At 51.6% G+C, this 6,306-nt stretch carries 6 protein-coding genes; all 6 read left to right on the forward strand.

Features of this window, described 5'->3' with window-relative positions:
* Positions 1–1,394, forward strand: a 1,394-nt coding sequence (locus tag HOK28_06295) for a hypothetical protein (GenBank protein ID MBT6432684.1), incomplete at its 5' end; no start/stop codon positions are given.
* Positions 1,395–1,429: 35 nt separating this feature from the next.
* Entirely contained in the window at positions 1,430–2,662 is a 1,233-nt protein-coding gene (locus HOK28_06300) for an ROK family transcriptional regulator (protein ID MBT6432685.1), read from the forward strand.
* Positions 2,659–3,480: a glycoside hydrolase family 16 protein gene (locus tag HOK28_06305; protein MBT6432686.1), complete on the forward strand. Its 822-nt coding sequence runs from the start codon at positions 2,659–2,661 to the stop codon at positions 3,478–3,480. The genes HOK28_06300 and HOK28_06305 overlap by 4 nt, the downstream gene beginning before the upstream one ends.
* 43 nt (positions 3,481–3,523) lie before the next feature.
* Positions 3,524–5,080 carry an ABC transporter substrate-binding protein gene (locus tag HOK28_06310; GenBank protein ID MBT6432687.1) on the forward strand — a complete coding sequence of 519 codons (1,557 nt, stop codon included), beginning with the start codon at positions 3,524–3,526 and terminating at the stop codon, positions 5,078–5,080.
* Between the two features lie 8 nt (positions 5,081–5,088).
* Positions 5,089–6,069, forward strand: coding sequence for an ABC transporter permease (locus HOK28_06315; protein ID MBT6432688.1), 981 nt, complete (start codon positions 5,089–5,091; stop codon positions 6,067–6,069).
* The coding region (locus HOK28_06320; protein ID MBT6432689.1) for a peptide ABC transporter permease at positions 6,066–6,306 on the forward strand (241 nt) is incomplete at its 3' end. The genes HOK28_06315 and HOK28_06320, both read left to right, overlap by 4 nt.

Raw genomic sequence — 6,306 nt, forward strand, 5'->3', positions numbered from 1 at the left:
CCGACGCATCCGACGCTTCCGACGCTTCCGATGCTTCTGACGCTTCTGACGCTTCTGACGCTTCCGATGCTTCCGATGCTTCCGATGCTTCCGATGCTTCCGATGCTTCCGATGCTTCCGACGCATCCGACCCCACTGACACGGAAGAGCCCGGCTGCGGCGATACGAATGCTGCGAACTATGATGAGGCAGCCTCTCCAACGAGTCTAGGAGATTGTCTTTACGACGTAACGTTTAGTGTAAATATGAATACGACGGCCTTGAACCCTGATGATGTTGTTTATGTGAATGGGAGTTTTAACGATTGGTGCGGCGAGTGTGCTCCGATGACCGATGACGATGGGGATGGGGTTTGGACCTTCACCTACGCATACGCACCAGGCACCTACGAATTCTTGTATACCATCAATGGTTGGAATGCGTCGGAGGAGCTTGAGACCGGGTCTGCTTGTGACTATTTGCCAAATGATACATTCGCGAACCGTGGTTTTGAATTGGGTTATAGTCCGGTAACGCTTGATGCACCTTGCTACAACTCCTGTGATGACTGCCCAGAAACATCAGAAGTAAATGGCTGCATGGATTTGGATGCTGCAAACTATTCTTCGGCAGCAACCTTCGACGATGGCTCTTGCAGTTACATGGTCGACTTTGCGGTAGATCTAAGTACGACGGCGATGAACCCAGGCGATGTTGTCTACTTGAACGGAACGCTCAACGGCTGGTGTGGTACCTGCAACCCTATGACCGATGAAGATGGCGATGGAGAATGGACCTTAAGTCTACCGATCACGGCAGGTGTGTATGAATTCAAGTACACCATCAATGGGTGGGATGCCCAGGAGAGTATTGAGGTCGGTGATAGCTGTGACTATTTAAGCGACGATACATTTGGTAATCGAGGCTTTGAGGTCAGTGATGCTCCAGTCACGATAGCGAGCAGCTGTTACTCGTCTTGCGAAAGTTGTCCAGCAGGTGCCGATATAGCGGGGTGCACTGATCTTGATGCAACAAATTACTCGTCTGCCGCCACTGTAGATAATGGAAGCTGTACCTACTTGGTTACGTTTACCGTTGATATGTCAGAGACCGTCTTGAACCCAACCGATGTTGTCTATGTAAATGGAACTTTCAATGGGTGGTGCGGTACATGTAATCCGCTTAGCAACACTGGCACCTCTGGAGTATGGGAACTATCGCTGCCGTTGGAGGCGAATGAATATGAATACAAGTTTACTATCAATGGTTGGACTTCTGCGGAGGAAATCCCATTAGGTTCTAGCTGTGATTATCTTCTTGGCGATGAATCTGATAATCGTGGGTTTCTATTGGAGACTTCCCCTCTAGAGCTGTCGACACCTTGCTATTCATCATGCGAGGCATGTGGAAACTAACGAGCGGGACCAAATTTTAGGGTAAGGAATGAGTTTTGAGTCAATTGATTCGTGATGCTTCAACACTCCGCGATGCCAATCTATCGATGGCGTTCGAGGCAATTTGGACCGCCGATGGGATGACCCGCGCGGAACTGTCTAGGCGTCTCGGAATGAGCCGTTCAACGTCGTCCTCCCTGGTACAAGAACTTATAGACTATGGGTTGGTACGTGAGGATGGACCGGCTGCTTCGACGAGCGGGCGCCGAGCCATAACACTTCGGCCTAACAACCAAACATGGTTCGTTTTGGGCGTGGATATAGGCGCTTCGCACGTCAGTACATTGTTGATGTCGCTAAGCGGCGAAGTGGTCTCTACCCGGCGTGAGCGTGTTGATGCACGAAATAAGCCCGATCTAGCGCTTGATGCGGTTTGCGGTCAGGCGAAAGACATGATGACGGCTTCTCGGTTAACCGCGGGCCAAATCCTCGGCATGGGTGTAGCTATCCCTGCTCCGGTAGAGCACGGGACGAATAGCCGCATTTGTGAAGAAACGATGGCAGCCTGGGTAGGCCTTGACGTTGAAGAGAGTCTGGGCAAGCGATTGGGAATTCGCTGCATCATCGATAACGATGCCAACTTGGGTGCTCTAGCCGAACATTGGTGGGGAGTAGGGCGCCAGGTTCGCAATATGATTTATCTAAAGCTGGCAACAGGTGTGGGGTGCGGCGTCATCATTGATGGCCAGCTGCACCGGGGCCAGACGGGTTTCTGCGGTGAAGTTGGGCATATGCTCCTAGGTGACCCAAACGGTGACGGGCGGCGTTCGTTCAACGACCTGGTCGGACGCAACCAATTGGCAGCACGCTATGAAGAGTTGTCCTCTCAAGATGAGGGTTCGGCACGGATAGTCATTAAATCGAACCAAACCCTGGCCCAGAAGGCCCAAGAGGGTGAGAAAAACGCGAAGACCGTCATTGAAGAAGCCGGAAACTGGGTGGGCGTTGCCGTGGCCAACGTCATTCACCTCTTAAACCCGGAATTGATTGTGCTCGGTGGTTCTCTTGCCGCATGTGGGGACCTCTTGCTTAAGCCAGTGCAGGAAACCGTGGGTCGATTGGGCGGCTGGATTAAGCTGCGAGAAACGAGGGTGACTTTGGGCCGGCTGGGTGAAAGAGATGTCGCGACCGGCGCGGCAACGATTGTTGTTCAGGCGGTTCAGTCCGACATCACAGGATGGATGAGCCGAATTAACGAAGCGAGCGAGATTGAGAGAGCTAAAGCATGAGAATAGTTATTCTGTTATGCACCGCAGCTTGTCTTGCTGGCTGCTTGGGGGACCAAGCGATTCCGCAAACGACACCTGCAAGCGAAACATGGACACTGGCCTGGTCGGATGAATTCGAGACTGAACTGGATTCCACTGTCTGGACTGCAGAAATCGGAACGGGCGAAGCGCAGGGGCTCTCTGGGTGGGGCAATGATGAATTGCAATACTATACCGGGCGAGCAGATAACCTAAAAGTAGAAGACGGGCATCTTGTGATTACCGCAGTGAGTGAAGACTACGAGGGCTCAACTTATACCTCTGCTCGGTTGATTTCTCAAAGTGCGAAAGAAATTCAATATGGCCGGATTGAAGCGAGTATCAAGGTACCGAGTGGGCAAGGTTTATGGCCTGCTTTTTGGCTGCTGGGAAAAAATATTGATGATGTGGGTTGGCCGGCTTGTGGTGAAATCGATATCATGGAGGCTCGTGGCCAGCAGCCGTCGTGGATAGGTGGTGCATTGCATGGTCCCGGATATTCTGGAGGCAGCAGCCTGAACCAGTCCTATTATGATAAAGAGGAATCTTTCGACTCTGCATTTCACGTTGTAGGAGTCGATTGGGATCAGGACCGGATATCGTGGTGGGTGGATGGGAATGTTTACCATTCAGTCACGCGAGGGTCACTGCAGGCTCACCAAGAGTGGGTATACGACCAACCATTTTTCTTGTTGCTCAACTTAGCGGTGGGCGGCAACTATGTTGGTGACCCTAATCTAGACACGCCATTTCCGGCCGAATTTAAAATCGATTATATTCGAGTATACCAGAGAAACTAATATGAAACTCCTGGGGTTCCTGGCGTTACTGGGATTGACCGCCATGTTAGGCTGTCACGATCTTGGCCGCGCACCCGAAAATGCGTTGGTCGTGTCCGTGGAACAGCAATCGTCCTGGGTCCGGCGCTTCAATCCGCTCTCTCCCATGGCTACGCCGCGTTGGCCTAGCAAGGGTGGAATCTACGAAACATTGATGACTTTCAACAGCGCTAAGGAATCTTGGGTCGGTGTGTTGGCGACTGGTTTTAGTTGGGATGAATCCGGTACTGTGCTTCGGCTGGTTCTCAGGAAGCAGGTCAAGTGGTCAGATGGTTCACTCTTTAGTGCAGACGATGTGCTCTTTACATTTGAACTTATGCGCACGCACCCGGGTCTGGATACGGGCGGTGTTTGGAAACATCTTGAATCAGTATCGATGACCGATGCAGGCTTGGAATTTCAATTTAAGGCAGTTCATGCGCCTTTGTTTGATGGCATCGTGCAAACTCCAATTGTTCCGAAACACATCTGGACTAAAGTAGAAGACCCTGTTCGCTATGCTGATGAGAGTCCGGTGGGCACAGGGCCATTCACGCAAGTCCTGCGTTTTGACCCAATGATTTACGAACTCGGTGCCAATCCTCATTATTGGGAACCCGGCATACCGAAGGTGAAACGCTTACGTTTTCCTGCCTATTCTTCAAATGACCAAGCAACATTGGCACTGGTGCGAGGCGAGGTCGATTGGGCGGGCAACTTCGTACCGGCAATCGATACAACCTATGTGCGTAAGGACCCCGACCACCGGCGCTATTGGTTCGCGCGAACGGGAACGATGGTATTCCTTTACCTGAATCAGCTGGTTGACCTTTTTAAGGATGTGGATGTTCGTAGAGCCATCAGCTGCAGCATCGACCGCGAGCGCTTGGTCGACATCGCCATGTTTGGTTACACCCGGTCTGCTTTTCAATCGCCTTACTCTGACGGGTTTGCAAAATGGGAAAAGTCGCCAGATCAGAAAATCACAGGCTGTGAAAGTCTTGTTCAGAAGAGTAGGGATGCATTGAAAAATGCGAAACCTCTTGAGATTTTGGTGGTGTCGGGCTGGTCTGATTGGGTGCGAGCGGCTCAGTTGGTGGCTAGAGATTTAGCAGCTTTGGGCTTAGACGTAAAAGTTCGGACCCTTGAGTTCGGTACATGGTTTGGACGAGTGCAAAATGGTGACTTCGACATGAGCATCGGATGGTCTGCCGAAGGGTCGACACCTTATCAGCTCATGCGAGGGTTGATGGACCCTAAGCTGGCGCTTGCCGCTGGCGAGAAGAGTGTTCAAAATTGGCACCGTTATGGAGACGAGGAAGCAGGGCGCTTGCTTGAGATACTTGCTCGTACCGTAGACGAGAAAAAGAGCTTAGAGATTGTTCATCAGCTTGAAGACCGCTTTTATGCCACATTGCCTTCTATTCCGCTTTTCCCAAACCCAAGCTGGGCGGTATTCAATGAGTCGAATTACACCGGGTTCCCCGATCCGAAAACGCCTTATGCAGGTGGTTCGCCGAATGCTTTACCTGAGGCCGCTCTTGTATTGAAGCGGTTGGCACCGGTGGAGAGCCAGCCATGAATAGCTCGATGCGTAAGAAGCTTTTGAACTATTTCTTGGCCGGTTGGGGTGCTTTAACCTTGAACTTTATCTTGCCGAGAATGATGCCTGGTGACCCGGTCGAAGCTACGCTCGGGCGATTAAAGGGCAGGCTTACACCGGAAATTGAGGCTGCTATCCGCAGTGCGATGGGGCAGGCTGAGGGGAATATCTTCGAGCAGTATTGGAACTATCTAAGTGGTATCGTTACCGGCGACTGGGGCGTATCAGTGGTCCGTTTTCCCGAGCAGGTCTCTACTCTCGTTTGGAATGCTTTGGGTTGGACGCTTTTGATTGCTGGTACGGCGTTGATTCTAAGCTTTGTGATTGGAACTTTTTTAGGGGTTCTATGTGCGCGGCGTCCGGGAGAAGGTCTCGACCGCTGGCTGCCACCATTGCTTATTTTTATCGGGGGTTTTCCCTATTTTTGGCTCGCGATGGTGAGTGTTTCCTATCTTGGTTATTCCCTGGATTGGTTTCCGGTTCGTCATGCCGAATCCGTTGAGCGCTATTTCGATACCACATGGGAACTCGTGCTCAACAGGGCATGGCATGCAGCACTGCCTATCGGAACCATTGTGGTGGCCTCGTTGGGCGGCTGGTTGTTGACCATGCGTAATGCGCTCATTGGTGAACTTGGTACTTCATATGTGCAAATGGCATTTTCGAAAGGCTTGTCTGAAAGGCAGGTTATTTTTGGTTACGCCGCACGAAACGCTCTTTTGCCTTCGATTACGAATTTGGGGATGGCGTTGGGTTATGTGGTGGCTGGTGCATTGCTCACAGAGATTGTTTTTTCCTATCCAGGGCAGGGCTTGCTCATGCTCGAAGCTATCCGAAATCAGGATTATCCTCTTTTACAGGGCTGTTTTGCGACTGTGACATTTGCGGTTTTGGGTTCGAACTTACTTCTCGATTTACTCTACGTCTTCGTTGACCCAAGAACCCGGCGGGGAGGCGACGAGTCATGAATCGAAAGTGGTACGAACACCGGGCTGTGGTTGGAATACTCGCCTTACTCGCCGTCGTGGTTTTGGTCGGATTCGCTGTGTTTTGGTTTTCAGATCCTCGTGAGCTGGTAGGCCGTCCGCTCTCACCACCTTCAATGGACCACTTGTTGGGCACGAATGGCCAGGGGCAGGATGTGCTACGCAGAACTTTGGCCGGCGGTGCTCTGACCTTGAGCGTGGCTCTCATGGTCGCAAGCC

This window comes from Deltaproteobacteria bacterium (assembly GCA_018668695.1).
Taxonomy (GTDB): domain Bacteria; phylum Myxococcota; class XYA12-FULL-58-9; order XYA12-FULL-58-9; family JABJBS01; genus JABJBS01.

What these genes read in the sequence shown, in the direction of transcription:
- HOK28_06305 (MBT6432686.1), top strand. Translation starts at nt 2,659, where the DNA reads ATGAGAATAGTTATTCTGTTATGCACCGCAGCTTGTCTTGCTGGCTGC.
- HOK28_06315 (MBT6432688.1), top strand. Translation starts at nt 5,089, where the DNA reads ATGCGTAAGAAGCTTTTGAACTATTTCTTGGCCGGTTGGGGTGCTTTA.
- HOK28_06310 (MBT6432687.1), top strand. Translation starts at nt 3,524, where the DNA reads ATGTTAGGCTGTCACGATCTTGGCCGCGCACCCGAAAATGCGTTGGTC.